This window comes from Cyanobium sp. HWJ4-Hawea, assembly GCF_024345815.1.
In the GTDB taxonomy this organism is placed as follows: domain Bacteria; phylum Cyanobacteriota; class Cyanobacteriia; order PCC-6307; family Cyanobiaceae; genus Cyanobium_A.
On record NZ_JAGQBV010000039.1, the window covers coordinates 1 to 24805 of the forward strand.

The following is a 24805-nucleotide window of genomic DNA, read 5'->3' on the forward strand; positions in this document are numbered from 1 at the left end:
GGGCCCGCACTGGCATAGAGGCGCTCGGCCTGGCCCTCATCCACCAGGGCCATGGTGCCCTTGGTGAGGTTGTGGTTGTCGAGGAAGGCGTCGTCGGCCTGCACCAACACATCCACAATGGCGTTGCCGATGCCTACGACATCGAAGCTTTTGGTGGTCATGGGGTTTTAAAGGCTAAGCAGGGCCCGCTTGGGGCCATGGATCGGATCTTCCACCACGATGGTCTGGTCGCGGTTGGCGCCCAGCGAGACAATCGCAATCGGCACCTCCATCAAATCTGCAAGGAAGCGCAGATACGACATCGCCGTGGGGGGTAGCTCCTCGAGCTTGCGGCAATCGGCAGTGGAGCACTGCCAGCCGGGCAGGGTTTCGAAAATGGGCTTGCAGCGGGAGAAATCCTCAGAGCTGCTGGGGAAGTAATCAATCCGCTGGCCATCTAGCTCGTAGGCCACGCACACCTGGATCTGATCGAGCTCGTCGAGCACATCCAGCTTGGTGATGGCCAGGCAATCAAGGCCATTGACCTCCACCGCGTAACGCCCGATCACACCGTCAAACCAGCCGCAGCGCCGCCGGCGGCCGGTGGTGGTGCCGTATTCCCCGCCGCGATCGCAGAGGTGATCATTGAGGCTGCCCTCCAGCTCGGTGGGGAAAGGACCTTCGCCGACCCTGGTGGTGTAGGCCTTGGCGACCCCAATTACCCGGTCAATCAGGGTGGGGCCCACCCCGGCGCCGATACAGGCTCCACCACTCACCGGATTGGAGGAGGTGACATAGGGATAGGTGCCGTGGTCGAGATCCAGCAGGGTGCCCTGGGCCCCCTCAAACAGAATGTTTTTGCGATCCCGGGCAGCCTGGTGAATCGCCCTTGTGCAGTCGACCACGTGGGGCGCCAGGCGCTGGCCGTAGCTGACGTACTCGGCCACCACGGCCTCAAAATCCAGGGGCTCCAGCCCGTAGAGCTTCTCGAGAATTTCATTCTTGTCGGCTAGGGGGCCAGCCAGCCGTTCCCGCAACTTGGCCTCATCAAGGATGTCGAGGATGCGAATGCCGTTGCGCTCGGCCTTGTCCGCATAGGTGGGGCCAATGCCCCGGCCCGTGGTGCCAATGCGTCGATCACCCCGGCGCAGCTCCATCGCCTGGTCGAGCAGGCGGTGGTACGGCATGGTCACGTGGGCCGTGCTGGCCAATTTCAGGCCACCAATGTCGATGCCGTAGTCGCTGAGCATGTCGAGCTCACCGAGCATCACCTTCGGATCCACGACGGTGCCGGAACCGATCAGGCAAATGGTTTCTGGGTAAAGGATGCCCGAGGGGATCAGGTGCAGCTTGAGCACCTTGTCGTCGACCACGATCGTGTGGCCGGCATTGACCCCGCCCTGGTAACGCACCACCACGTCGGCGGAGCGGCTGAGCAGATCTGTGATCTTCCCCTTGCCCTCGTCACCCCACTGCGCACCGATGACGACAACGTTGGCCAAGGAAACAGCGGCCCGAAGCCGCTTCAAAGCACAATCGGTGAGCTTCTCAGATCAAACGCCCCCTCGTCAAAACCTGGGGCCTAGGCGCCCCTCGCCACATTGACCTCAGCCTTGTTCAACTCCTTGGTAAGACGCTCCCGCAGGGCATCCGGCAAGGGGCGATTGGGATAGTTGGTGTAGTGACCAGCCAGGGAATTCATGGCGGTCTGCATGGTGGTGAAGGAGGCCAAACCGTTCACCGAACTCCTGGGGCGATAGCGGGCCACGTAGTTGTTGATAAGGCTGCGGGCCTGGGTTTCAGCCTCAGGACGGCCAGGGTCGTCGGCGCCTAGGGCGATGGTGGAGAGCAACACATCGGCAACGGCAACCGTGTCGTCCACGTAGTTGCCACTCAAACCGGTTGAGGCGCCGGAGCAGGCGCTCAGGAATAGGCAACTGCAGAGCACCACGGCCAGGAGTGAACTCCTCAGGACCCCCATCCACCGCTGGCACCAGGCAGGGAAAAGGGAACCCATGGATTTAATGACGTGTATTCGGATCGTAGGTGGCCCTAGAGCCCCTGGCGCTGGCGCTCCAATTGGGGCAGCAGGGTTTGCAACAACTGGGAAGCCGCCAGGTCAGTTTTGGCACCCGTCGCCCGTTCGACCAGCTCCACCAGCCCCTCTGCGGCGCCGCGGCCCACCACCACTCGCCAGGGAATGCCGATCAGATCGGCGTCCTTGAATTTCACCCCCGCCCGCTCCGTTCTGTCATCCAGCAGGCCATCCACGCCTGCCTGCAGCAACTCGTCATAGATCTGCTCGGCCAGGGCACTCTGTTCTGGCTCCGCGGCATTGGCTGGCACCACCACGACTTCGAAAGGGGCAATGGACACGGGCCAACAAATGCCATTGGCATCGTGGTGCTGTTCCACGGCGGCCTGGGCTAGACGGGACACCCCGATGCCGTAACAACCCATCCAGAGCGGCTCCTGCTGGCCCCCCTCAGTGGTGAAGTTGGCCCCGAGGGCCTCTGAGTATTTCCGGCCCAGTTGGAAAATGTGGCCCACCTCAATTCCCCTGGAACTAACCAGTTGCTGAGCCGGGTCGTGGCAGCACCCATCTCCGTCCTGGGCAGCACGCAAATCCACCTGCTCGGGCCTGGCCACCAATTCGCCCCAACTGGCCCCAACCAGGTGCGTATCCAGCTCGTTGGCTCCGCAGACAAAGCGCTCCAGCTCCCCTGCGGTGCTGTCGGCCAGGCGCAGCAGCCGGGGTTGCCAATCCTTGGCGGCGGCAAAGGCAGCGTCTTCGAGATGGGGGCCCATGTAGCCAAAGGGCAGGGGCGGCAAACCCTGCTTTGCCACCTGCTCTGCCGTTAGGGGGGCAAGCTCCAGCAGGGCTCCAAATTCCGCAGGCACCCGCGCCGTGATCGCATTGGCCAGCTTCACCTCGTTGAGCTGTTGATCACCCCGCAGGCTGACCAAAACCGGCTGGGCTGGCGCCTGGGCGAAGCGGGCCAACAGCAGCAACACCTTCAAGATCTGGGTGGGATCAAAGCCATGGCCAGAAACCAGCTGATCGATGCTGGTCTGACCGGGGGTGGCCAGGGAAGCAGATGCTCCAGCGGGCAGGGCCACGGCCTGGGGTGCCAGGGAGACCGCCCGTTCCTGGTTGGCGGCATAGCGCCCATCAGGACTGGACAGGATCAGATCCTCGCCGGCATCGGCCGTGACCATGAATTCCTGGCTGGCTGAGCCCCCTATGGCCCCACTGTCGGCCTCAACGGCGACCGCCCGCAGGCCACAGCGCTCAAAAATGCACCGATAGGCACCATCCATGGCTGCGTAGCCCTCCTTGAGGGATGGCTCATCGGCGTGGAAGGAGTAGGCATCTTTCATGATGAATTCCCTGCTCCGCATCAGGCCAAAGCGGGGTCTGATTTCATCGCGGAACTTGCTCTGGATTTGATAGAGGCTTACCGGTAGTTGCCGGTAGGAGCGCAGCAAATCAGCTGCCAGGGCCGTAATTACCTCCTCATGGGTGGGACCCAGGCCCAATTCCCGACCCTGGCGGTCCTGAAGGTGAAACATGATCCCTTCTCCGGCGGTGTAGCCCGCCCAGCGGCCACTGCGTTCCCAGAGTTCGGCCGGCTGGAGCTGGGGCAGCAGGGTTTCCAATGCTCCGGTGCGATCCATTTCCTGGCGCACGATTTCGGATACCTTGCGCAGCACCCTCCAAAGCAGGGGTAAATAGGCGTAGACCCCGGAGGCCACCCGGCGGATGTAGCCAGCCCGGAGCAGCAACTTGTGGGAAGGAATCTCCGCCTCGGCCGGGTCATCGCGCAACGTCACCAGCATCAGGCGGGAGACGCGCATGGGTCTTGCAAATCAGGTAGTTGCGGAACCTATCACTGTCCTGCAGTGAGCAGCATCACAGGGATACCTCTGCTAGGTTCCCGATTCATTCCCAGCAGTCCAAGGCCCGTCTCGTGCTTCCCCATCCTGGCCAGATCCATGCGGCGGCCAGCCTGGGGCAAGCGGCCAACAGCCTGGAGCTAAACCCCGGGGAACTAGCAGCGGCGATAGCCCAGGAGGGCGGAGATGCCCTGATCGGGATCGATGAGGTTCAGAAAGCAATCAACCGCTCCCGTGCCTCGGTTTATCGCTACACAAATACGGATCCCCGCAACCTCAACCCTCCCTTTAACCCGCGCAAACTCAACCCTGAGTACCGCACCGATCAAAAAGATCCCCTGCTCTTCCACCCCCATGAGGTGGCCCGCTTCGCCCGGGATGTGTTGCGCATTAAGGAAGTCACGGTTGAGGTACTCAACTCACCTTCAACCGCAACCCAGCAGCTGCTGGGATCAATTCTGGAGGAGCTCAAGGCAATCCGCTCCCAGCTTGAGGTCAACCAATCAGTTGGGTAAGGGGCTGAAAAACCCAGAATCCATCTTCTCGAGACTTTTTTGTTAGCTGGCTTTGACCCGCATCAGCTTGATTTCAGTTTATTAAAGCTAAGATGGCTGGCTAGAATCGAATTTAGATCTGATTTAGATCAAATCGATTCATCTGGGTTTCAGCCTTGAAACTTCAGCTAAATTGCCCCACTCGCCTTCAAAAGTGGTTCGCCGTCTCTGGCCCACCACACTTCTATGGATCCCGTTCCCCGAGTTTCTGAAACCCGAGCTTCATCAACTTCCCCAGCCCTTGCTGAAACTGGCGCGATTGCCCAGGAGCACCAAGGTGAGGCCGCAGAAGACCCCTTCAGTACGGGCCCCCAAGCCCTGCCATACCTGCTTGGCATGGTCATCGCCCTAGCGACCGTAGTGGTACCCATCTTTGCGGTGGTATCAACCCGACCCAATAGCCCCGCGGGAGGTGGCCCAGCCGGGGGTGGCGCCGGATTAACCCAGCCGCTGTAGCAGGAAGCCTTCGTAGCCAAGGGCCTGGAAAATCCTGGCCGGGTCCCCGAAACCAGCGGCATTGACCAGGGCTGTCAAGCGGGCCCTGCCGATCGGGTGCAGACCATGGGTGAGGGCCTCCAGCTCCTCGGTATCGGCCGTCAGGCCGCTTGCCCTTTGGAAGCCGAGCCAGGCCGCTTCCTCCTGGGCCTGGAGGGGAGAACGGTCTGGGGCCATCAGATCTACCAGCACCAGTTGGCCCCCAGGTTCAAGGCTGCGGGCCAGGGCTGTAAGGAAGGCCAATTTGGTGCCGTCGTCGGGCAGGGATTGCAAAACCAAGACCGAAAGAGCCCCTGCAAAACAACTTTGGGCCTCCAGCCCCTCAACGGTGGTTTGCTGCCAGTTGATCCCCTCCGAGGCCGGCCCAAGCCGCTGCTGGGCCGCAGCCAACATCTCGGCGGAAGGATCAATCGCCCTTAACTGCCAATCGGGGCGCTGCGAACGGGCCTCGACCAACTCCGCACCGGTACCGCAGCCAGCCACCAACACCGAAGCACCCGGCAGGGAAGCCCGCTGGGAGGCTGCCAGCAGGGCCACTGCCAGGCGAGCCAGGCTGGCGTAGCCGGGAATCAACTGCTGGACGGTGAGGTCGTAGCCCAGGGGAGCAGCCACTCTGAGACGGCAGGGAAGCTGATGCTACGCAGGGCGACCGGCGTGGATTAAGTTTGGCGGCGCCCTTTCGATATCCCGACCGTGCCCACCATCCGTTTTGAACAGGAAGGCCAGCAGGTCGGATGCATTGAGGGTGCCAATCTGCGCAAGGCAGCCCTGGATGCGGGAATCAACCCCTACAAGGGCCTAAACAACGTCAACAACTGCGGAGGCCTGGGCCAATGCGGCACCTGCGTAGTTGAGGTGATCGAGGGCGCCAAGAACCTTTCCCCCCGCAGCGACGTCGAAGAGGTGTACCTGGCTGATCGCCCCGCCAACTACCGCCTCAGCTGCCGCACCAGCGTCAACGGCGACGTGACCGTGCGCACCCGACCCAGCAATGCGGTTGGATCTGGCTCCAACAGCCTGATGGGTGCCCTCAAGGCCCTAATCGGCAGATAGGCCGGCCGGTGAAGCTATACAGCTACGCATCCTGCAGCACCTGTCGCAAGGCGATTGCCTGGCTCAAGGAGCGGGGCTACAGCCCTGAACCGATTGACATCACCACCAATCCACCCAACCCTGGGGAGTTGGCCCTGGCCCTCGAGCAATTGGGCCGCAAACGGTTGTTCAACACCAGTGGCCTGAGCTATCGGGCCCTGGGTTCTGCCGTGGTCAACTCCATGGACGACGACCAGGTATTGGCAGCCCTAGCCGCCGATGGCAAATTGATCAAGCGCCCCTTCCTGGTGATCGATGGCCCGAGGGTGGTAACGGGCTTCAAGGCTGAGGAGTGGCAGGAGCTGCTTTAGGGCTAGCTGCACTGGCAGGGAAGTCGGCACTGGCAGCAGCCGTGGTGAGGGCATCAAGCTCCCGGATCAAGGACTCGATGCTGGAACGGCTGATTTGGCTCAGGTAGGTGCCCTTTAGCCCGTCAATCAGCACGCAAAGCAGCTCCTGGGAGCGGGCCAGCCCTTCTCCCTGCTCCAGGGCAACGGCAAGTTCTTCCCAAAAACGATCTAGGACCCTTTGCAGTAGGTCCAACTGCTGCTGGTCGCGGCGGGAGAGCTGTTGGCCGGTTTTCTTCGAGAGATCCAACAGGCTTTCCACCATCCCTGATGCCAACTGCTGGCCCAGGCCCGTTTCCACCCCAAGTAGGGGCTGGAGGGGCCGCAGCGGAGCGGGCACTACGGAGTTTTCAAAACTTTGCTTGAGTGCATAGCCCAAAACCCCCTGCAGCTCCGGCCCTAGCCGGGGCAGAACCTGGCTCAAGAGCAGGGGCGCCCAAATGCGCACCAGGGCCGCCAATTCCCTCTCCTCATTACTGCCCGAAACGCTCTGGTGGCTGCAGAGGCTGCGAATTCGCTGGGGCCATTGGCGGGAGCGAATAACCCCCTGGGCGCCATCGAGGAGCTGCAGGACGAGAACCTCAAATAACTCCACGGCCAAAAGGGCCACCACCGCCCGACTGACCACCGCCCGCAATGGTTCGATGGTGATCAGACCAGAACTCTGCAACCTTTCCACCACGGGCAAAAGCCTCAGCCAACGCCAGAAAGGCAGCAGCAGCGGTAGATCAATCCAGCGCCGGAGCAGGGCATCTCGCCAGCTGAGCCCTGGCAAACGGCGACGCAGGCGAATTACCCGCAGCAGGATGTCGAGGGCAAAGACGCTCTGGAAGAGCAGTAGGTCAATTCTCCAGAAATGGTCCGTGGGCCTGCCATTGCCATCAATGGAGCGCCAGTAATTGGTGGCAACCAGCGGCAGTACTTGTTCTTGCCAGAAAAGCCGCTCCCCTTGCCAGCCGTGCTGCTGGAGCCAGGCCGGGCTGAACAGGGTGCGGGCCGCATCCCTGGCGGAGTCGGTGTTTACCCGCTGGCGCAACCGCGATTTGATCTTCTCGAGGGTGCCCGAACCCTCCGAAGCCAGAAAGGGGTTGGTTTCGATCAAGGTCAGGGTCAGCTGCCTCTGCCGTTGCAGCAGGGAAAGCTGGGCTGGCGAAAGGGCGGCCCCTACTGGCTGGACCCTTAGGGCGGCATCCAGCTGCCTGAACTGGCGCAGGTAGGCCTGGGTTTCCCTGTGGGGCTCAATTCCCTTGATCGGATCGACCCAGGGTGTGATGTCGGGAATGGCCGCCAAGGGCACCACCAGGGGCACCGATGGGATCGGATAGAGATTGCGCTGCAGCCAAAAAGTTCGCAGTGGCACATAGCTGATGTCAAAGGCCACACACAAAAGGTTGAGGCCTGCCCATAGCGCCACAAACCTGTCCCAGCTGCGGCTCCAGCGACCTACTGGCATCGGATAGCGCTCTTGCCAGCGGGGTAGGGCCATCAGGTGGGGCGAAACAGGGGGCTGCGGTGACTAATCTGCCGTCTCCGGATTGGGGACAGCACTTGAGCGAGAAGAGCAATCCGGGGGAGTTTTGGCGCAGTGTGGTTCTCACCCTGGCCGTGGCCCTGGGGATTCGCCAATTTCTGGTGGAGGCCCGTTACATCCCCTCCGGCTCGATGTTGCCAGGCCTGCAAATCCAGGATCGCCTGCTGGTGGAGAAATTGGGCTACCTGAGCCACCCGCCAAGGCGGGGCGACATTGTGGTCTTCCATTCCCCCTACCATTTTGATCCGGTGCTGGCCAGCGGCAGCGATCGCAATCCCCTTCGCTGCCTGCTGGTGAATTTGCCGGGGATTGGCAATCTGCCCGGCCTGGCCAATCCGGCCTGCGACGCCTTCATTAAGCGCGTGGTGGCCCTGCCCGGTGAGCAGGTCAGCGTTGATCCCACGGGGCATGTGGTGATCAACGGCCAAAAGCTGCTGGAGCCCTACGTGAAGAACTACTGCCCCGTAGATCAACAGGGGGTCGGGCCCTGCAGGCCCCTCCAGGGAGTTGTGCCCCCAGGGCACGTATTAACCCTGGGGGACAACCGGGCTAATAGTTGGGATGGCAGGTTCTGGCCAGGCGGAGCATTCCTGCCCAAATCGGAAATCATCGGCCGGGCCTTCTGGCGCTTCTACCCCTTCAATCACCTGGGGGAGCTCACGCAGAAAGGGCCCAGTCTGCAGGGCTCGTCAGCCCGCTAGCCCGCACTAATCCCCGCAGCCTGGACCCCCCAAAGGGCTGATTGGCAGCCAGAGAAAGCGATTGACTGGGCTGCCAATCCCACTCAGCGCAGGGGTCAAACAGCAACCAGCGTTTTGAACCGGCTGTCAGCTGCTCGGGCTGCTGGCCAAGCAGCTCTGAGCCCCCCCAGCTGAGCACCTGCCAGAGCTGGGCCGCACTCCAGCCACGGCCCACCACCAGCTCCTGCCAAAGCAGGGGCAAGACCAGACCATGGGGAGCACCGTGGCCGGCTACCCCGGGGCGGCGCTGGTCTATCGGCAGCAGGTGCTCTTCGCCATCGAGGGGGAGATGGTGCACGGCCACCGCAGTGATCAAGCCCTCGGCGAGGGCATCCAGCAGGGCCTGGCGATCAGGTGGGGCCCCCAGGGAGGGCACCACGCGCCAGCCCTCAGCGGCCAGATCCAAATTGCCGCTATCGCTGACCAAGTGCCACCAACTGACCGTGGCGGCGGGGATTTTCTGCTGGGGCCTGGCCTGGCGCAGCAGTGCCACCCCCTCGGCGGTGGAGAGATTCATCAGCACCAGCTGCCGCTGGGGATGGGCCGAGGCCAAGGCCAGCAGGCTCTGCAGGGGAAAAGATTCACTGATGCGCAGATCACCGGGCCAGCCGGAGCGCAGGGCCTGCACCGATTCCCGCACAAAACCACCCGCGGTCAGTTCAGCCTGGCGTGGAGCCACCAGCAGCGGTGCATCAGCCATGTCGCCGAGGGTCAGGCCCCGCTCCAGCAATGCCAAAGGAGGCATCCCATCAGCCCCTGCCAAGCCGACGGCCCCTGCGGCCAGTTGCTCTGCCTGGGGAGCAAGGTCTTGGTCGAGGCCATCGCAGCTGAAACTGCCCCAGAGCTTTAGCTGCATGGGCCCGCTTGGTTTCAAGCCAAGCCGCTCCGGCCGATCCCGCCAGTGCGGCCCCCAGGGCAAAAGGGCAACGGTGCCAAAACCACCGGCCGCAGCCGCCTTTTCCAGGCTGGTCAAGTTTTCGGCCCGGCCCCCAAAGGGGTCCTCCAGCACGCTGTGGGGGTCCACCAAGGAAGGGGCAAGCAGCCAGCCCTGGGCGTCATGGGCCCTCAAACCCTGGGCCTGGGCCTGCCCAGCGGCCTCCTCACCCCAAGCCACCAGAGCCCCATCCCCATCCAGCAGGGCATCGGTGCTGATGGTCGGCTGGTCGGGTCCGCGCAGGAGATCTAACTGGCGCAGCCAAACGGAAGGATTCAAGGTTTAAAGGGCACCGGCAGCAGTGCGATCCAATACCCCCCCAAGATGGTTGGTCAAATTCATCGCGGCCACCACCGGCACCCCATCGGGGCCCGTGGGGTAGTCGACCACTGTGACGCCACCATTGCCCTGCTTAATTGCCCAGATATCAGCTGGGCCCAGGGTCAGTAGGGAGCAGAGAATCGCCTTATTGACCGCATCGTGGGCCACCACCAGGGCCGTTTCATGGGGATCAAGGCTGGCCGCAATCCCGTGCCAGGTGGCCAGGGAGCGGGCCCAAACATCGTGGATGGTTTCTCCTTCGGGCATCTGCACGGTTTCTGGTGCCCGTTTCCAATCGGCCAGTAAATCCGGCCATCCCTCGGCAATTTCCGCCTCCAGGCGCCCCTCCCAGAGGCCATGGCCAATCTCCACCAAACCCTTAGCGGTGGTTAGGGGCACCCCGGGATGGGCCGCAAGAATCGCCTCAGCCGTTTGCCTTGGCCTGGTCATCGAACTGCTGTAGGCCCGCTGGATGGCCACAGGCGACAAAAATCCACTGGCGGCCTCTGCCTGGGCCCGGCCATTGGCATTGAGCGGAATGTCGATCTGGCCCTGGAAGCGACCCTCCCGGTTCCAGTCGGTTTCACCGTGGCGCACCAGCAGCATGCGGGCGCCGGGCCCCTTTGGCGGCAGGGGCATGCCCAGATGGCCGACACCATTTAGGGATTCCAGCTGGCAAGCCAGATCCCCCTCGGGGCCTGGGGCCAAATTGCAAACCGAGATCGAGGCATTGTCGAGGCGAAGACGCCTAAAGCCCTGAACTGGCACGCCCAAAAGGGTCAACAGCAGGCAGCGCAAGATGGCGTTGTGGCCCACCACCAGCACCGTGGCCTGGTTGATGGGATCGATGGCCTGGGGATGACGTTCGAGCAAAAAGGCCTTGAAGGCCAGGGCCTGCTCCATCAGCTCGGGCAGGGGCAAATAGCTAGTGCCGTCGCGGCGTTGGAGCTCGAGGGCCTCTGGGGCATGCCGCCATTGGCGTTCCTGATCTGGGTAACGCTCCTTCAGCTCGCTGCGGACCAGGCCGCTCCAGGGCTCCAAATCGATTTCCAACAGGCCGTCCTGGAGGCTGGCCCCTAGCCCCTGGCCCTGGGCTGCCAGAAGGGTGGCGGCGGTGCTGGCAGCACGGCGCAGGGGGGAGCTGTAGGCGGCATCAAAAACCAAATCGGCCAATGCCTGGCCAGTGGCCTGGGCCTGGGCCTCCCCCACTTCGGTGAGGCTGGCCAGGTCATCTCGGCCCTGGATGCGGTGGTCAACGTTGAAACTGCTCAGCCCATGGCGGACCAACACAATCCGAAGGGGCACGGCCTTGGCGCAGCTGGTGGGCCATCGTATGGGAGGGCCTGGGAGAATAGGGCCAAAGCAGATCTGGAGCCCCGCGGTTGAGTGCTAGCCATCCCAAACCAACCCGGGCCACACCGGCGTGGAAGTGGCTCTTAGCCCTACTCAGCCTGGTGCTCAGTGCCCTGCTCTGGGTCAGCGGCCTGATCGAAAGCCTGCAGCGGCCATCGGTGGGTAATGCCCTCAGCCTGCGCCAGCTGGAATTGGCTGTGGAAGCTGCCCCGGCCATGGCTGGGCCCTTCCAGGGCCTTTTGAGCGGCCCAACGCCGGCGGAAAGTTTGCGCCAGGAACTCGCCCAACAAATCGAGGCGGAGGCCACACCCCCAACCGCTGCCCAGGCCCTCGAATTGGCCCTCCTGGAAATTCAAACCGGCAAAACAAGCCAGGGGCAAAAGCGACTGCTCGATCTCCAAAGCCAGGTGCCACCGGAGCAGAGGCCCCTACTGCAGCAACTAGCGGGCAAGGGAACCGGTGGCGATCGTTGGGCATGGAAGCTGAGCCCCTTCCAAGGGCAGCTGGTCTGCGCCCAGCTCGGCAGCGAGCCCCCTTGCCCAGGCGCTGCCACACCAGCATCGGCTATGCGGGCCCTGGTCAGGCTGCTGGGCATTAGCGCCGCTCCAGTTCTGCTCCTTCTGCTGGGCCTGAGCCTGCTGGTAAGGCAGGCCTGGAGGCGCTGGCGGGGTGGGAAACAGCAAGCCCCGGCCCTCCTGGGCCCTCCCCTCGACCTGCTCGATGCCACCCTGCTCATTGCCGGCGGCTTTGTGGTCTGCGGAGAACTGCTGACCCCCATTTTTCTGGCCCCCCTGATTCAAGCCGCCCTGGGCAGTTCAGGCCTGGGGAGTGCAGCCAATCCAGGGGCTCCGGCCAGTGCCCTGGTCCAGGCCATCACCGTGCTGGCGATGTACGGCGGTCTGATGAGTGCGCCCCTGTTAATCCTCTGGGGCCAATTGCGCCACCGGGGCCCGGTCCCCGGGGGAGGCTGGTTGCAATGGGGCTGGCGGCCCCTCCGCACGGCGGGGCTGGGGGCAGTGGGCCAAATGCTGATGGTGCTGCCCCTGGTCAGCGGAGTGGGCTGGTTGATGGACCGGTGGGGGGGCATTAATAGCGGCAGCAATCCCCTCCTGGAATTGGTTCTCAACGCCGATCAACCCCTGGCCCTGGGTCTGTTTGCCTTCACCGCCACCGTGCTGGCGCCCCTGTTTGAGGAAACCCTATTTAGGGGGGTGCTGCTGCCGGTGGTGGGCCAGCGCTACGGAGGTGGGATTGGGGTTTTGGTTAGCGCCCTGGCCTTTGGCCTGGCCCACCTCAGCCTGGGCGAACTGCCGGCCCTATTTGTATTGGGCCTGGGCCTGGGTTGGTTGCGGCTGCAGAGCGGCAGGCTGGCCCCGAGCGTGCTGATGCATGGCCTCTGGAACGGGCTCACCTTTGCCAATTTGTTGTTATTAGCTGGTTAATGCCCTCCTGCCCCTTGCTGCAAGGGACTTGAAGTGGTTCACTTGCTCAGCTAATGGCCTAGCTCTTGGTCGCCACGTTTTCAGCCCAACAAGCACCAAGCCAGGCCCCGGGCCCCAGTTGGTTAAGCAGCCGCCCAGCCCGGCGCTCTGGTGCCCAGGCCAGGAAAAACTCGAAGGCCCTGGAGCTGATCCAGGGCTCCCTTTCAAGCCGCAAGGTTGAACGTCAGAGCCCCTGGCTAGCTGGCTTTCACCGGGCTGCCGATGGCACCCTGGTCGGGCTGGGGATTTGCATGCTTGCCCTCAGTGGCCTGACCCTGCACTGGCAAAACCAATGGGGCCACCAGTACCAACAACTGGAAAACTCCCAGTCCCTGGAGCAGCGAATGCAGGAATCCGCCGCCGTACTTGAACAACACCACCTGGGCGTGGTCAAACGGCCGGGCCAGCTGGTGCCCACCAACAGTGAAAACCTGGTGTATCTCCAGGCCCCCCAAAGCGACCCTAAAAAGCAAGCAACCGCCCTCCTAAGTGCGATTCAGCTGGCGCCCATTCCGCCTGGCTACTGATTTCCTTGGGCTCCGCCCTGTCTATGGCCCAATCCAACCGAGCTGCCGCCCGATCTGGCAAACGGCGCGTCTTGACCATCCACCCCGTGCCAAGCCGCCGGCTGGTGGCGGTTTTCATCTTGCTTTCCGCCAGCCTCTGCGGCCTGGGGATAAGGCTGGCCTGGCTGCAACTGGTGGAGGGGGGCAAACTCCAGGCCAGGGCCCGATCCATCCAAACCACCTCGATCGCCCCGATCGGAGAGCGGCGCACAATTGTCGATCGCAACGGCAGCCTGGTCGCCCTAGACGAGGAACGGTTCATCCTGTGGGCCCATCCCCGCTATTTCAATTTCCCCGGCGACGATCCCCAATCGATCCGTCCAGCGGCGGATGTCGCCAGCAAACTGGCCACGGTTCTCGCCCAACCGAAGGCAACTCTGCTGCAGGCCATTGGCAACCGTAAAAGTGGCGTGAAGCTGGCCAGCGACCTCGATCCCGAGACCGCTGCTCGGGTCAAGGCCTTGGGGATCAGTGGCCTGGACCTGGAGGCCTACCCGCACCGGATCTATCCCCAGGGGCCCCTGTTCGCCAATGTGGTGGGCTTCCTAAACCTGGAGCGGGTCCCCCAGGCCGGCCTGGAGCAAAGCCGCAACAGTGATCTCAAGCGCCACGAAACCACCGTGCGCATGCTCCGGGGCGCAGACGGCACCCCCCTACCCCAGGGACTGGCGGCTGGCTCCCTCTATGGCGACGATCTGAAGCTGCAGCTAACCCTTGACGCCCGCCTTCAACAGGTGGCCCAACAGGCCCTGGTCAAACAGGTAAAGCAATGGCACGCCAAGCGGGGGGCCGCCATGGTGATGGATGTGCGCAACGGCGAAATCCTTGCCCTGGCCTCCACCCCCACCTACGACCCCAACAAGTTCTGGAAGTTCAAACCAGGGCTATTTCGGGAATGGTCGGTGCAGGACCTCTACGAGCCCGGCTCGACCTTTAAGCCGATCAACCTGGCTCTTGCCCTCCAGGAAAAGGCGATCGACCCCAACGGCAAGGTGACCGACAACGGTTCACTGTCCATCGGCGGTTGGCCGATTTTTAACCACGACCGCCGGGGCAACGGTGTGATCGATTTCCCCACCGTGCTCCAGGTTTCGAGCAACGTGGGCATGGTCCAGGCCATGAAGCATGTCAAACGCGATCGCTTCTGGCAGTGGCTCCGCAATTTCGGCATTGACGCCAGTCCGGATACGGATTTACCGGGAGCCGTGGCCGGGGAACTGAAAAAGAAAACCGACTTTGTGGGCCAGCCGATCGAATCGGCCGTGGCCTCCTTTGGCCAGGGCTTTTCGCTCACTCCCCTGAAGCTGCTCCAGCTCCACGCCATGCTGGCCAATGGCGGCAGACTCGTCAGCCCCCACATCACCCGCGGCCTGCGCTCCGGCGACTCCCTAGCCACCAGCGCCCCCTCCAGCGGCATACCCCTGCTGGATGTGGGGGTCACCCAAACGGTGATGCGCTGGATGGAGTCGGTGGTTGAGAAAGGAAGTGGCAAGGGGGTCAAGATTCCTGGCTACCGCATCGGCGGGAAAACCGGCACCGCCCAAAAGGCGGAGCGGGGGGTCTACATCGCAGGGGCCCGGATTTGCAGTTTTGTGGCCCACCTGCCGATCGACGATCCCCGCTACGTGGTGCTGGTAGTGGTCGATGAGCCCCAGGGGGGCAACGCCTATGGCTCCACGGTGGCCGTGCCGGTGGCCAAGCAAATCATCGAAGCCCTACTGGTCTTGCAAAACATCCCCCCTTCTGTGGCGGTTCCCACAGCAGCCGTAGGCACGGCCAAACTGCCTGGCTAGCGTTGGCCAGAGTGCCGATCTCCCCTTCAGTGGCCAACCTGCTTGATCAACTTGCCGCCATGACCGTGGTGGTGGCAGACACCGGAGACATTGACGCGATCAAGCAGTTCACCCCGCGGGACGCCACCACTAACCCCTCGCTGATCCTGGCGGCGGCCCAGATCCCCCGTTACCAGGAGCTGATTGACCGCTCCCTGCGGGAGAGCCGGGCCGTGATGGGCACCGGTGCCTCCGCGGAGGAAGTGGTGCATGAGGCCCTCGATGAAATCTGCGTCACCTTTGGCCTCGAAATTCTCAAAATCGTGCCCGGCCGGGTTTCCACGGAGGTGGATGCCCGGCTCAGCTTCGATACGGCAGGCACCATTGCCAAGGCCCGCAAATTAATCGGCCTCTACCGGATGGCTGGCATTGGCACCGACCGGGTGTTGATCAAAATTGCCTCCACCTGGGAGGGGATTAAGGCCGCCGAAAAACTTGAGCAGGAGGGAATCCACTGCAACCTCACCCTGCTGTTTGGCTTTGCCCAAGCGGTCGCCTGCGCCGAGGCCGGAGCAACCCTGATCTCCCCGTTTGTTGGCCGCATCCTCGACTGGTTCAAAAAGAGTACTGGCCGAGATAGCTATCCGGGTCCAGAGGATCCCGGCGTGCTCTCGGTAAGCAAGATCTTCAACTACTTCAAAACCTACGGCTACAAAACCGAGGTAATGGGGGCCAGCTTCCGCAATACCGATGAAATCATCGAACTTGCCGGCTGCGATCTGCTCACAATTTCCCCCACCCTGCTCGATAAATTGCAGGCCAATACCGGTGAATTGGAGCGCAAGCTGAACGCCTTCGACCCGGGCCCCACCGAACCGCAAATCCACCTCGACGAGAGCGGATTCCGCGAAATGATGGCCAAAGATCAGATGGCCACTGAAAAGCTAGAAGAGGGCATCACCGGCTTCACAAAGGCGATCGTGACCCTTGTGGCCCAGTTGGCCCACCGCCTGGCCGAACTGGAGGGGGGCGCTGCCTTTGACCACGCTGTGCAGGAAATCTTCCTGCTCAACGACCTAGATGGCGATGGCTGCATTAGCCGGGAAGAATGGCTGGGCAGTGATGCGGTGTTCGATGCCCTCGACACCGACCATGACGGCCGTCTTCTGCCCGCCGATGTTCGGGGTGGCTTCGGCTCTGCCCTAGCCCTGGCAGGCCGTCCATGAACGCCCTCGACACCATGCGTGCCCTGGCAAGCAAGGGCGAGGTGATGACCGTCGAACCCGGTGAGGTGATTTTTAATTCAGGAGAAGCCGGGGATTGCATGTTTGGCCTGCTGGAGGGCTCAATCGAGCTCAGCTGGAATGGGGAGCAGGGTCTTGAGCAAATCCAAGCTGGTGACGTTTTCGGCGCCGGCGCCCTAGTCACCAGTGACCATCGCCGTTATGGCAGTGCCAAGGCCCTGACCGCCTGCAGGATCCTGAGGATGAATCGGGAAAAGTTCCTATTCGCAGTTCAGGAGGCACCGATGTTTGCCCTCGAGCTGTTGGGCTCGATTGACCAACGGCTGCGGGCCCTCAAGGACTGCACCCGATCTACGGCTGGCTGAACACCAGCTCAGTTGCGTTGGAACAACAGGCGCTTGATCACCCGTTGGGCGATGTCGCCGTAGCCCATCTCACCCGAGAGAATTTGGGCAATCCGTTGGGGGGCGGTGGGCCGCTTGATACCCAGCTGGTATCCAACACCCGGCACCCGATAAAACACCTGGGCGATGCGCTTTCCCCAGGCCATCGACTCACCCCATTCCCGCCGCATCCTGGCGGTGTATTCGCCAAGGGCTCCCTGCTCCCCAGCCAGCCAGCGATCCAGGGCTTGGGCCGCCAGGCAGCCGCTCAACAGCGCCGGACGGAGTCCCTCCGCCAGGAAGGTATCGCAGAGGGAGGCCGCATCGCCAACGGCAACGGCCCCAGCGTTAACTCCACTGCCATGGAGGGGATGGTGGCCATTCCAGATCCGCAAAGACACCGCTTGGCGCTGGCCCGCATCCGCGGCAAAACCCAGGCTTGGCAGGAGTTGGGAGAGCACCGCCTCGCTGTTGGCCTCCTGGCGACCAATGAAGGTGCCAACTCCGATGCTGTAGCCCCCAAGCCGTGGGAAAGCCCAGCAAAAACCATGGCGCACGAGGCCAAAATCAAACAACACCGCCTGGGGACTGGCCACCTCGCCCTCCAGCTGGACTGACACGGTGGAGGCATAGCGGGGACTGGCTGGACCAATACCCAAACCTGCCGCCAGGCTGGATTCCGATCCATCCGCCACCACCAGGCTGCGGCTGCGGTACCGAAGACTCTCGCCAGCGGAGCTAAGGGCCTGCACCTGCCAGTGCTCCCCCTCCCGGTTGGCGGAAACGACCCTGACCCCCTGCTCAAAGCTGGCTCCAACCGCCTGGGCCTGCTCCATCAAGGTGGCATCCAGTTGGGAGCGCCTCACGATCCAAAAGGGGGAGTCGCCCGCCAAGGGCGCACTGACGGGATCGGCGAGACACCAGCTGAAACGCACCTCATCGATGACCGAATCCACCGCCGGCCTGAGGTCAAAGGGGAAAAGGCGTTGCACCGAGGCAGCCATGCCCCCGCCACAGGGCTTGGGGCGGGGAAATTGGGCGGCATCGAGCACCAGCACTTTCCAGCCCTTGGCAGCCAGGTGATAAGCGGCGGCACCACCAGCGGCGCCTGCCCCCACCACAATCCCATCAAAAACAGCCTTCAAGCCAGTCAGCGTCAAACTTTGAGGATGTCGGCTTCCTTGGCAGCCAGGAGCTTCTCCAGTTCAACAATGAACTTATCGGTGAGTTTCTGCACCTTTTCCTGTTCATCGCGGCTTTGATCCTCAGACAGCTCGCCCTCCTTTTCCTGCTTTTTGATCCGGTCAATGCCGTCGCGGCGCACGTTGCGCAGGGCCACCTTGCCCTCCTCCGCATATTTGGCGGCGATCTTGCAGAAATCCTTGCGGCGCTCCTCGGTGAGGGGTGGGATGTTGATCCGGATCACCTTGCCATCGTTGTTGGGGGTGAGGCCCAGGTCACTCATGGCGATCGCCTTCTCAATTAGCCCCATCGAAGAGCCATCAAAAGGCTGGATCTGAATTGTCTGGGAATCGGGCGTGGAAACCGTGGCCAGGGATTTCAGGGGCGATTCGGCGCCGTAGTACTCGATCGTGATCTTGTCGAGCAAGGAAGGATTGGCCCTGCCCGTGCGAATCGTGTTGAAGGTGCGCTGGGTGGATTCCAACGACTTACGCATGCTGGCTTCCAAATCCATGGCTTCCAAAAGGTGGTTAAAGCGAGAAGGGGCGGGGCCAGCGATTAGGCCGGCTGGATCCTGGTGCCAATTGGCTCTCCAGCCACGGCCCGGCCGATATTGCCGGGCCCAAATAGATCAAACACCACAATGGGGATGGAGTTGTCCTTGCAGAGGGCAATGGCCGTGCCGTCCATCACCTCGAGCTCGCTGCTGAGCACCTCCAGGAAGGAAAGGCTCTCGTAGCGCACGGCATCTGGGTATTTGTTGGGATCCTTGTTGTAGACCCCATCCACCTTGGTGGCCTTAAAGACCACATCGGCGCCAATTTCGGCGGCCCTCAGGGCGGCGGTGGTGTCGGTGGTGAAAAAAGGATTACCGCAGCCTGCACCAAAGATCACCACCCGCCCCTTTTCCAGGTGGCGAATCGCCTTGCGGCGGATGTAGGGCTCGGCCACCTCCTGCATGGAAATGGCGCTTTGGACCCGGGTGGGAACGCCGGCCCGTTCGAGCCCATCCTGGAGCGTGATCGCGTTCATCACCGTGGCCAGCATGCCCACGTAATCGGCGGTGGCCCGGTCCATGCCGGCGGCAGAGCCCTTCAAACCGCGGAAGATATTGCCGCCACCAACCACAATCGCCAGTTCCGTACCACTGGCCACCACTGCGGCCACATCGGTGGCAATAGATTGCACGATGGCGGGATCAATGCCATAGCCCTGCTCTCCCATCAGCGCTTCGCCGCTGAGTTTGAGGAGCACGCGCTTGTAGGCCATCTACACCGTTGATTTTCCTGACCGTAGCAACAGCCTTGCCCCTTGCCACCCTGGCCAGTTGCCGTTGGTGAACGGAATGGAACCTGGGTCGAGGATTTTATTTAAAACTCAATCCCGGCCTGGGCTTTCACCCCCTGCTCCCGGAAGGGGTGGCGCACCAATTTCATCTCGGTGACCAAATCAGCACGCTCCACCAGGGCCGCCGGAGCTCCACGGCCAGTGAGGGCCACATGGGTGAGGGGGGGCCGCAGGGCCAAACCTGCCAACACCTGCTCGATCTCCAGATATCCCAGCTTGAGGGCCACATTCACCTCATCGAGCACCACCAATTTGCGACTGGCATCGGCCAGGTAGGTCAGGGAACGGTCCCAGGCCAGCTGCACCAGTTGACGATCCCTCTCCCGATCCTGGGTTTCCCAGGTGAATCCCTCCCCCAGGGCGTGCCAGTGGAGATCATCACCAAAGAGCTGGAGGGCCTTCGCCTCGCCTGGCTGCCAGCCACCCTTGATGAATTGGACTACGGCCACCCGCTCGCCGTGGCCCAGGGTGCGCAACACCAGGCCAAGGGCCGCGGTGGTTTTGCCCTTGCCATCACCGGTAAAAACCAGCACCAGGCCCTTTTCCAAGTTGCGCTCGCCCACCCGCTGTTGCTGCACCTCCTTGCGGCGCGCCATGCGCTTCTGGTAGCCATCTGGATCGGTTTCGGGGGCAAGGGCACCGCCGGGGCCGAGCTTCTCGGCGGCCTGGTCCGCCGCGTTTAGATCAGCCATCGGAAGGGGGCAATCTCGAACCTGAGCCCACTCTGGCGGCTCATGCCACCAGGCGTTGCCCCGCCCTGGCCAGGGCGGAATCGACGGCCTGCTGTTGATCCCTACGGGTTATCCAGTGGTGATAGGTGCGGGTGTGGATCGCCACCGAGTGGCCCATCATCCGGGCCGCCACCGTGTCGGGCAGGCCGATGTGGATGGTGCGAACGGCCCAGGCATGGCGCAGGTCATAGGGGGTGCAGGCCAGGCCATAGCGGCGGAATTGCTCTGCCACCCGCCGCCCCACCTGCTGGAGGGTTGTGCGCCTCAAATCCGTACATACGGAGGGCAGTAGTTGCGGTTGCTCGCCCAGGGAGGGCAGGGCAAAGCGTTCAACCCATGCCGGCTGAAAGGGCCAAACCTGGTGTTCCCCCGTTTTGCTGGTGGGCAGCACCCGAATCACCCGGTCGCCGCCAGGCGCCAAGGCTGATAAATCCGTGAAGAAAACCTCGTGGTTGCGCAGGCCGTAGGTGGCCATCAGGCCGTAGGCCAGGCGCCACCCAGGGTTGGGGATCTGGTCGATCCACTGGAGGATTTGGCTGTCACTGGGCAATTGCCGAAATTGGGCGGCATGGAGTCCATAGCCAGCTGAGCGCTCACCCCAATCGCTTGGCAGATCGAGGCACCGATGGCGGGCCAGGGCGGCCAGGGCCGTGCCGCACTGCTGGCGGCTGCGGCTGGCGGGGTCGTAGCTCTCGAGCACCTGCTCCAGCAACTGAAGGCCCCAGGGCAAGGCGAATTCATCGGCAAGCGCCTGGAGCCGCCGCAGGTAGGGCTGGTAGGCGCCGGTCCAGGTGGTGCGGCAGCCGGCCGGGTTACGGCGACGCCGGGAATCGGCAAAAAAGGCCCGCTCGAACTCGGCCAACAGCAGATTTATCTGGCCATCACTGGACTTGCCGGAGCTGGATTTGCTGGGGCTGGGCGTGCTGGGGCTGGGCGTGCTGGCGTCAGTAGTAGCTGCTGATTTCGCCTGCGATTGGGGGGTTTTACGAACCCAATCGGCCCAATCAAATTGCTGCTGTTGGAGCTGGCGCAGGATGGCCTTTACTTCAATTCGGGCCTGCATGAAGCCGGCCTCCGTTGCCGGCAGGCCCAGGCTGATGCGCTGCACGGGGAAACGCCCGCTGCCCCCTCGACAGGGCAGGGGGCCCCTCAGGCCAAGCCTTTCGCCGCGCTGCTCCAGGCGCAAGCTGATGCCAGCTGCGGCCCAGAGACCATTTTGCTGGGCCAATTGCTGGGCCATGGGCAGGGCCAGTTGCTCGGCCAGGGACGCATCGCTCACTGAGGCCAAACCAGCAAAAAGATCCAAACCTTTGCGTACCAGACCATATCGATGCCAGCCCAAGGGCGCTAGGGCAAGGCAGACAGGGTTACGCTCTCATGCTCTACACGCCTCGAACCTGGCATGGCCAAAGTTGGCGTGCTGCTGCTGAACCTCGGGGGGCCGGAGCGGATCCAGGACGTGGGTCCATTCCTATACAACCTGTTTTCCGATCCGGAGATCATCCGACTGCCAAACCCGGTTCTGCAAAAGCCCTTGGCCTGGCTAATCAGCACCCTGCGCAGCGGCAAATCCCAGGAGGCCTACCGCTCCATCGGTGGCGGCTCACCACTAAGGCGAATCACCGAGCAGCAGGCCCGTGAACTGCAAAGCGAATTGCGCAGCAGAGGCATAGAAGCCACCAGCTACGTGGCAATGCGCTACTGGCACCCCTTCACCGAATCGGCGGTCTCTGACATCAAGGCCGATGGCATCGATGAGGTGGTGGTATTGCCCCTATATCCCCATTTCTCAATCAGCACCAGCGGCTCCAGCTTCCGGGAATTGCAGCGCCTCAGGCAGGCAGATCCAAATTTCTCCAGGCTGCCAATCCGTTGTATCCGCAGCTACTTCAACGACCCCGGTTACATCAACGCCATGGCCGGCCTGATTGCGGCCCAAATCCGAGCCTGCAACACTCCGGAAACGGCCCACATTTTCTTTAGTGCCCATGGGGTGCCCAAGAGCTACGTGGAAGAGGCGGGCGATCCCTACCAAAAGGAAATCGAAGTCTGCAGCGAATTGATCATGGCCCGCCTGGCCGAGCTGCTGGGCCATGGCAACCCCTCAACCCTGGCCTACCAAAGCCGGGTTGGTCCAGTGGAATGGCTCAAGCCCTACACAGAGGAGGCCCTGGCCGATTTAGGCGCAGCTGGTGTGGCCGAACTGGTGGTGGTGCCCATCAGCTTCGTGAGCGAGCACATCGAAACCCTGGAAGAGATAGATATCGAATACCGGGAACTGGCCCATGAGGCCGGCATTGCCCACTTCCGCCGGGTGCCCGCCCTCGACACCAACCCTGCCTTCATTTGCGGCCTGGCAGATCTGGTGCAAAGGGCCATGGCCGGCCCGGAAGTCAATTTGGACCAGGCCGCCGAGCTGCCCAACAAGGTCAAGCTCTATCCCCAAGACAAGTGGGCCTGGGGTTGGAACAACAGTTCGGAGGTCTGGAATGGCCGCTTGGCGATGGTGGGATTTTCCGCTTTCCTAGTTGAGTTGCTCAGTGGGCGCGGTCCGCTCCATGCCATCGGGCTTCTCTAGATCCACTGCCCCTGCCGTTGCCGGCCTGCTGACTGCCCTCACCTGCCTTGGAGCCCTAGCCGGAGGGCCGGCAAGGGCAGCTGACCCGGCCTGGAAATTCGGGGTATTTCCGGTGGCCAGCTTCTTGGGTTACACCAGTGCCTTTGGAAGCCGCAGCGGGCCCTGGGGCGTAGTTGAACCCCATTACGGCCTGGACATTGCCGCCCCCCTGGGCTCGCCAATTCGCAATTGGTGGGCCGGCCGGGTTAGCCAACTGCTCAACGACGACCGCTGTGGGGTGGGCCTGGTAATTCGCTCCGGAAACTACGAACACATCTATTGCCACATGCACTTTTCGGGGAGGCCTGCCCAGCTACGGGAGGGGCAATTCGTGGCCACTGGCCAAACCATCGGCCATGTGGGCATGACCGGTCGCACCAGCGGTCCGCACCTCCATTGGGGCATGCGCTACCGGGGCCAATGGCTCAACCCTGCCGCAATTCTGCGGGCAATGGCCCGTAGCCGCCGCATACCGCCGCCGGTCTCGGCTGGGGGAATTAGCCCCAAAAGCCCCTCCAGCACTTAGGGTTGATCCCGTTAGAAGGTGGCCAGAATCTTGGCCAGTCCCGCCCAATTAGCTAGCCGTATTCCCTCCACCCATGACCTCGGCTCCGCCAAGAACCCCAGAGCTCCAGCCCATCACCGAAGCCAGCGCAGGGGTGAAGAGGGTCAAGGGCGGCTATGCCCTGATGGATGCCCTGAGGCTCCACGGCGTGGAGCACATCTTTGGTTACCCGGGCGGGGCAATCCTCCCCATCTACGACGAGCTCCACAAGGCTGAGAGCCGCGGCTGGCTCAAGCACATCCTGGTGCGCCATGAGCAGGGGGGCACCCATGCGGCCGATGCCTATGCCCGGGCCACCGGCAAGGTGGGGGTCTGCTTCGGCACCTCCGGGCCTGGCGCCACAAATCTGGTTACGGGCATAGCTACGGCCCAGATGGATTCCGTGCCGATGGTGGTAATCACTGGCCAGGTACCCCGGGCGTCGATCGGCACCGATGCCTTCCAGGAAACTGACATCTTCGGCATCACCCTGCCGATCGTGAAGCACTCCTGGGTGGTGCGGGACCCCCGCGACATCGGCCGGATCGTGGCAGAGGCATTCCTGATTGCCGCCAGTGGTCGGCCAGGGCCGGTGTTGATTGATGTGCCCAAGGATGTGGGGGCAGAGGAATTCGAATACGTGCCGGTGGCCCCTGGCAGTGTCATCCCAGCGGGATTTAAGCCCTCTCCCGCTCCCGATGCCGCGGCAATTGAAGCGGCCCTTGGCCTGATTCGCCAAGCCCGTCGCCCCCTGCTCTACGTGGGCGGTGGCGCAATTAGCAGTGGCGCCCACGATCTAGTGGCCCAAATGGCGGATCGCTTCCGCCTGCCCGTAACCACCACCTTGATGGGCAAGGGAGCATTCGATGAAACCCATCCCTTGGCGGTGGGGATGCTTGGCATGCACGGCACCGCCTATGCCAATTTCGCCGTAACCGAGTGCGATCTCCTGATTGCGGTGGGAGCCCGCTTCGACGACCGGGTCACCGGACGGCTTGATGGCTTTGCCCCCAGGGCCCAGGTGATCCACATCGACATTGATGCGGCGGAGATGGGCAAAACCCGGCCAGCCGATGTGCCGGTGGTGGCCGATGTCAAGGCCGCCCTTCAGGCCCTGTTGGCCGCCTCAACCCAGGAGGGTTCAGAAGGCCGCACCGAGGCCTGGCTTGATCGAATTGAGACCTGGAAAACCAACTACCCCCTGGTGGTGCCTGCCCCAGAAGGGGATATCGCCCCCCAGGAAGTGGTGGTTGCCCTGCAGGAATTGGCCCCCAAGGCCTACTACACAACTGATGTGGGCCAACATCAAATGTGGGCTGCCCAGTTCCTACACAACGGTCCCCGCCATTGGATTAGCAGTGCGGGCCTGGGCACCATGGGTTTTGGCATGCCCGCAGCCCTGGGGGTGCAAACCGCCTTTCCCGATGAGCAGGTGATTTGCGTGGCAGGTGACGCAAGCATCCTGATGAATATCCAGGAATTGGGCACCCTCAGCCAGTACAACCTGGCCGTGAAGGTGGTGATCATTAACAACGGCTGGCAGGGGATGGTGCGCCAGTGGCAGGAAAGCTTCTACGAGGAGCGCTATTCGGCCTCCGAAATGACCGGCGGCATGCCCGATTTCCCCGCGGTGGCAGAGGCATTTGGCGTCCGTGGTTTCTCAATTACGGAGCGGGCCAACTTGTATCAACAACT

General features: G+C 62.7%; 24 protein-coding genes and 1 pseudogene. 12 read left to right on the forward strand and 13 right to left on the reverse strand.

Annotated elements, in window-relative coordinates; translation table 11 throughout:
- From KBY58_RS09345 to KBY58_RS09360, 4 genes and pseudogenes are all read right to left on the reverse strand, one after another.
- A pseudogene (locus tag KBY58_RS09345) lies at positions 1-161 on the reverse strand (adenosine kinase); the annotation flags it as partial.
- Positions 162-167: 6 nt separating this feature from the next.
- Positions 168-1481, reverse strand: coding sequence for an adenylosuccinate synthase (locus KBY58_RS09350; RefSeq protein WP_255004073.1), 1314 nt, complete (start codon positions 1479-1481; stop codon positions 168-170).
- 80 nt (positions 1482-1561) lie between these two features.
- A complete protein-coding gene (psb27, locus tag KBY58_RS09355; RefSeq protein ID WP_255004074.1) occupies positions 1562-1996 on the reverse strand; it encodes a photosystem II protein Psb27 in 435 nt (144 codons plus the stop codon).
- Between the two features lie 35 nt (positions 1997-2031).
- Complete coding sequence (locus KBY58_RS09360; protein WP_255004075.1) at positions 2032-3837, reverse strand: proline--tRNA ligase; 1806 nt, start codon at positions 3835-3837, stop codon at positions 2032-2034.
- Positions 3838-4010: 173 nt separating this feature from the next.
- Here KBY58_RS09360 and KBY58_RS09365 point away from each other — a divergent pair, with 173 nt between their 5' ends.
- Positions 4011-4391, forward strand: a complete 381-nt coding sequence (locus KBY58_RS09365; protein WP_254934013.1) for a resolvase — start codon at positions 4011-4013, stop codon at positions 4389-4391.
- Between the two features lie 477 nt (positions 4392-4868).
- On the opposite strand, the gene KBY58_RS09370 is transcribed toward KBY58_RS09365, so the two are convergent.
- On the reverse strand, positions 4869-5537 hold the full coding sequence (locus KBY58_RS09370) for a class I SAM-dependent methyltransferase (RefSeq protein WP_255004076.1): 669 nt from the start codon (positions 5535-5537) through the stop codon (positions 4869-4871).
- Positions 5538-5618: 81 nt separating this feature from the next.
- On the opposite strand from KBY58_RS09370, the gene KBY58_RS09375 reads away from it, so the two are divergent.
- Both KBY58_RS09375 and KBY58_RS09380 read left to right on the forward strand, forming a co-directional pair.
- Positions 5619-5978, forward strand: coding sequence for a 2Fe-2S iron-sulfur cluster-binding protein (locus KBY58_RS09375; RefSeq protein ID WP_254933457.1), 360 nt, complete (start codon positions 5619-5621; stop codon positions 5976-5978).
- Between the two features lie 8 nt (positions 5979-5986).
- A complete protein-coding gene (locus tag KBY58_RS09380) occupies positions 5987-6328 on the forward strand; it encodes a Spx/MgsR family RNA polymerase-binding regulatory protein (protein WP_255004077.1) in 342 nt (113 codons plus the stop codon).
- Here the strand turns inward: KBY58_RS09380 and KBY58_RS09385 are convergent.
- Entirely contained in the window at positions 6297-7850 is a 1554-nt protein-coding gene (locus KBY58_RS09385) for a hypothetical protein (RefSeq protein WP_255004078.1), read from the reverse strand. The two genes, KBY58_RS09380 and KBY58_RS09385, sit on opposite strands and share 32 nt — an antisense overlap.
- Before the next feature lie 62 nt (positions 7851-7912).
- Between KBY58_RS09385 and lepB the strand changes: the two genes are divergently transcribed.
- Positions 7913-8596 (forward strand): signal peptidase I, encoded by a 684-nt coding sequence (gene lepB, locus KBY58_RS09390; RefSeq protein WP_255004079.1) that lies wholly within the window; start codon positions 7913-7915, stop codon positions 8594-8596.
- On the opposite strand, the gene KBY58_RS09395 is transcribed toward lepB, so the two are convergent.
- Positions 8553-9848, reverse strand: a complete 1296-nt coding sequence (locus tag KBY58_RS09395) for a dihydroorotase (protein WP_255004080.1) — start codon at positions 9846-9848, stop codon at positions 8553-8555. The genes lepB and KBY58_RS09395 overlap by 44 nt on opposite strands.
- Positions 9849-9851: 3 nt before the next feature.
- Complete coding sequence (locus tag KBY58_RS09400; protein ID WP_255004081.1) at positions 9852-11195, reverse strand: histidine phosphatase family protein; 1344 nt, start codon at positions 11193-11195, stop codon at positions 9852-9854.
- A gap of 77 nt (positions 11196-11272) precedes the next feature.
- On the opposite strand from KBY58_RS09400, the gene KBY58_RS09405 reads away from it, so the two are divergent.
- The 5 genes from KBY58_RS09405 (at position 11273) to KBY58_RS09425 (ending at position 16671) form a co-directional block, all read left to right on the forward strand.
- Positions 11273-12685 carry a CPBP family intramembrane glutamic endopeptidase gene (locus KBY58_RS09405; RefSeq protein WP_255004082.1) on the forward strand — a complete coding sequence of 471 codons (1413 nt, stop codon included), beginning with the start codon at positions 11273-11275 and terminating at the stop codon, positions 12683-12685.
- A gap of 65 nt (positions 12686-12750) precedes the next feature.
- On the forward strand, positions 12751-13251 hold the full coding sequence (locus KBY58_RS09410) for a hypothetical protein (RefSeq protein WP_255004083.1): 501 nt from the start codon (positions 12751-12753) through the stop codon (positions 13249-13251).
- 23 nt (positions 13252-13274) lie between these two features.
- Positions 13275-15083 (forward strand): peptidoglycan D,D-transpeptidase FtsI family protein, encoded by a 1809-nt coding sequence (locus tag KBY58_RS09415; protein WP_255004084.1) that lies wholly within the window; start codon positions 13275-13277, stop codon positions 15081-15083.
- 29 nt (positions 15084-15112) lie between these two features.
- Complete coding sequence (locus KBY58_RS09420) at positions 15113-16288, forward strand: transaldolase (RefSeq protein WP_255004091.1); 1176 nt, start codon at positions 15113-15115, stop codon at positions 16286-16288.
- Complete coding sequence (locus KBY58_RS09425; protein ID WP_255004085.1) at positions 16285-16671, forward strand: Crp/Fnr family transcriptional regulator; 387 nt, start codon at positions 16285-16287, stop codon at positions 16669-16671. Before KBY58_RS09420 ends, KBY58_RS09425 begins: the two co-directional genes overlap by 4 nt.
- 8 nt (positions 16672-16679) lie before the next feature.
- Here the strand turns inward: KBY58_RS09425 and KBY58_RS09430 are convergent, their stop codons facing one another.
- From KBY58_RS09430 to KBY58_RS09450, 5 genes are all read right to left on the reverse strand, one after another.
- Positions 16680-17834 (reverse strand): NAD(P)/FAD-dependent oxidoreductase, encoded by a 1155-nt coding sequence (locus KBY58_RS09430; protein ID WP_255004086.1) that lies wholly within the window; start codon positions 17832-17834, stop codon positions 16680-16682.
- Positions 17835-17845: 11 nt separating this feature from the next.
- Positions 17846-18385 (reverse strand): ribosome recycling factor, encoded by a 540-nt coding sequence (gene frr / locus KBY58_RS09435; protein WP_255004087.1) that lies wholly within the window; start codon positions 18383-18385, stop codon positions 17846-17848.
- Between the two features lie 44 nt (positions 18386-18429).
- Positions 18430-19140, reverse strand: coding sequence for a UMP kinase (gene pyrH / locus KBY58_RS09440; RefSeq protein ID WP_254933469.1), 711 nt, complete (start codon positions 19138-19140; stop codon positions 18430-18432).
- A 101-nt stretch (positions 19141-19241) separates the two neighbouring features.
- On the reverse strand, positions 19242-19910 hold the full coding sequence (gene cobO, locus KBY58_RS09445; RefSeq protein WP_255004088.1) for a cob(I)yrinic acid a,c-diamide adenosyltransferase: 669 nt from the start codon (positions 19908-19910) through the stop codon (positions 19242-19244).
- 40 nt (positions 19911-19950) lie between these two features.
- Complete coding sequence (locus KBY58_RS09450) at positions 19951-21195, reverse strand: site-specific integrase (protein WP_409995745.1); 1245 nt, start codon at positions 21193-21195, stop codon at positions 19951-19953.
- 156 nt (positions 21196-21351) lie between these two features.
- On the opposite strand from KBY58_RS09450, the gene hemH reads away from it, so the two are divergent.
- The 3 genes from hemH to ilvB form a co-directional block, all read left to right on the forward strand.
- Positions 21352-22527: a ferrochelatase gene (gene hemH, locus KBY58_RS09455; protein ID WP_255004089.1), complete on the forward strand. Its 1176-nt coding sequence runs from the start codon at positions 21352-21354 to the stop codon at positions 22525-22527.
- Positions 22508-23092, forward strand: a complete 585-nt coding sequence (locus KBY58_RS09460; RefSeq protein WP_255004090.1) for a M23 family metallopeptidase — start codon at positions 22508-22510, stop codon at positions 23090-23092. The genes hemH and KBY58_RS09460 overlap by 20 nt, the downstream gene beginning before the upstream one ends.
- Before the next feature lie 163 nt (positions 23093-23255).
- A partial coding sequence (gene ilvB / locus KBY58_RS09465) for a biosynthetic-type acetolactate synthase large subunit (protein WP_255004093.1) occupies positions 23256-24805 on the forward strand: 1550 nt, incomplete at its 3' end.

What these genes read in the sequence shown, in the direction of transcription:
- psb27 (WP_255004074.1), bottom strand. Translation starts at nt 1,996, where the DNA reads ATGGGTTCCCTTTTCCCTGCCTGGTGCCAGCGGTGGATGGGGGTCCTG.
- KBY58_RS09360 (WP_255004075.1), bottom strand. Translation starts at nt 3,837, where the DNA reads ATGCGCGTCTCCCGCCTGATGCTGGTGACGTTGCGCGATGACCCGGCC.
- KBY58_RS09385 (WP_255004078.1), bottom strand. Translation starts at nt 7,850, where the DNA reads ATGGCCCTACCCCGCTGGCAAGAGCGCTATCCGATGCCAGTAGGTCGC.
- KBY58_RS09415 (WP_255004084.1), top strand. Translation starts at nt 13,275, where the DNA reads ATGGCCCAATCCAACCGAGCTGCCGCCCGATCTGGCAAACGGCGCGTC.
- KBY58_RS09425 (WP_255004085.1), top strand. Translation starts at nt 16,285, where the DNA reads ATGAACGCCCTCGACACCATGCGTGCCCTGGCAAGCAAGGGCGAGGTG.
- frr (WP_255004087.1), bottom strand. Translation starts at nt 18,385, where the DNA reads ATGGATTTGGAAGCCAGCATGCGTAAGTCGTTGGAATCCACCCAGCGC.
- pyrH (WP_254933469.1), bottom strand. Translation starts at nt 19,140, where the DNA reads ATGGCCTACAAGCGCGTGCTCCTCAAACTCAGCGGCGAAGCGCTGATG.
- cobO (WP_255004088.1), bottom strand. Translation starts at nt 19,910, where the DNA reads ATGGCTGATCTAAACGCGGCGGACCAGGCCGCCGAGAAGCTCGGCCCC.
- hemH (WP_255004089.1), top strand. Translation starts at nt 21,352, where the DNA reads ATGGCCAAAGTTGGCGTGCTGCTGCTGAACCTCGGGGGGCCGGAGCGG.
- KBY58_RS09460 (WP_255004090.1), top strand. Translation starts at nt 22,508, where the DNA reads ATGCCATCGGGCTTCTCTAGATCCACTGCCCCTGCCGTTGCCGGCCTG.